Source organism: Saccharothrix sp. ST-888 (assembly GCF_000955975.1).
In the GTDB taxonomy this organism is placed as follows: Bacteria; Actinomycetota; Actinomycetes; order Streptomycetales; family Streptomycetaceae; genus Kitasatospora.
Genome location: NZ_JYJF01000253.1, coordinates 1 through 1,860 on the forward strand (window position 1 = coordinate 1; position 1,860 = coordinate 1,860).

The window sequence follows — 1,860 nt, forward strand, 5'->3', positions numbered from 1 at the left end:
ATCATCATCTCGTCAGGGCCGGTGAGCTGCCCCTACGCTCCGATCACCGGACCGACGAGTGCCGCTGTGGCACCGTCAGATTCTGATGGAGCAGCAATGACGCGACCCCACCGCACCGGCGGACACCGAGCGGCAAGTGCCCTGATCGTCGCGGCACTTGCCCTCGGTGGCACCCTCACCACGGGCCCCGCGTCGGCAGCCCCGCTCGTCGGGGCGGCAACCGTCGCCACCGGAACGCCGTCGTTCCGGCCGGTCGACATAGCGATGAAGGACGGCGTCGTCCTGAAGGCCGACGTGTTCACCCCCGCCCCCGGCACCCCCGGCGCCGACCCGCAGGGCCGCTACCCCGTGGTCGTGCAGCCCGCCAGCTGGGGACAGAACGACCTGGAGTACGTCGCCCAGGGCAGGCAGCTCGCCGCCGCCGGGTACGTCGCCGTCACCTACACCGTGCGCGGCTTCTGGCTCTCCGGCGGCGAGATCGACGTCGCCGGCCCCACGGATGTGGCCGACATCTCCTCGGTCATCGACTGGGCGCTCGCCCACACCCCGGCGGACCCGCAGCGCATCGGGATGGTGGGACTCTCCCTGGGCGGCGGCCTGACCCTGATGGGCGCCGCCTTCGACCCCCGGATCAAGGCGGTGGCCGCGCTGAGCGGCTGGGGCGACCTGGCCGATGCGCTGTACAGCGGCGAAACCAGGCACCTCCAGGCCGCCGGACTGCTCGCCGCGATCCAGGCGCCGACCGGCCGCAAGAGCCCGGAGTTCGCCCGGATCCTGGCCGACGTCTTCGCAAACCGCGACATGCCCGAGGTGGTCCGCTGGGCGAAGACCAGGTCCCCCGCCACGTACGTGGACCGGATCAACGCCCACGGCACGGCCGTCCTGCTGGCCGGCGCCTGGGGCGACAGCGTCTTCAACCCCGGCCAGACCGTCTCCTTCTACCAGCAGCTGACCGGACCCAAGCGGCTCGAACTGCGCCCCGGCGACCACGCCACCCAGGAGTTCACCAGCCTGCTGGGGCTGTCCAACGCCACCTGGGCGAGCGCACGCGACTGGCTCGACCAGCACCTCAAGGGCACCGGCGGCGGCAGCGGCGACCAAGGGCAGCCGGTGGACCTGGAGGTCCGACCGGCCGGCGGCCACGAGAGCCACCCCAGCTGGGAGGCCGTCGCCACCCGGACCGACCACCTGCGGCTCGGCGCCCCGAACCTGCTCGGCACCGGCGCCCTCGGCGGCGCGGCCGGGACCGACTGGCGGACGTCGGTGGTCGGCGGCACCGACTCCGGCGCGGACAGCGGGATCGCCGAGCTGTCCGGCGGCCTCGACCAGCTCACCGGCCTGCCGCCGACCGTCGCCCTCCCGCTGCTGCCGCGCTCGGCCGGTGCCGTCTGGCAGTCGCAGCCCTACCCGGCGGCGCAGCGGATCCGGGGCACCGCGCAGCTGCACACGACGGTCACCGCGTCCGCGCCGGAGGGCACGGTGTTCGCCTATCTCTACGACGTGGACGCCCTCGGCCTGGGGAAGCTGATCTCGCACGCCCCGCAGAGCTGGTCCGGCCGGGAGCCCGGACGTGCGTTCCCGCTCGACGTCCGGCTCTTCGCCACGGCCTACGACCTGCCGGCCGGGCACCGGCTGGCCCTGGTCCTGGACACCTCGGACCCGATGTACGGCGGCCGCACCCCGCTGGGGAGCACCGTCTCGTTCGGCTCCGGCTCCGCCGATCCCGCCGAACTGGTGCTGCCGCTGCGCTGACGGATCCGTCCGTATTCAGTGACCCGGGTCACACCGCCATTCCCGCGAGCCGGGTCCCGGGCATTCTGTGACCCGGGCCACAGGCATTCCTGTGGCCTGCGCCACTCC

The 1,860-nt window shown here is 73.5% G+C and carries 1 protein-coding gene; it reads left to right on the forward strand.

Translation table 11 applies throughout. The features are described from left to right. Window positions 1-96: 96 nt before the first annotated feature. Entirely contained in the window at window positions 97-1,752 is a 1,656-nt protein-coding gene (locus tag UK12_RS32430; protein ID WP_045306793.1) for a CocE/NonD family hydrolase, read from the forward strand. The last annotated feature ends 108 nt before the right edge of the window (window positions 1,753-1,860 follow it).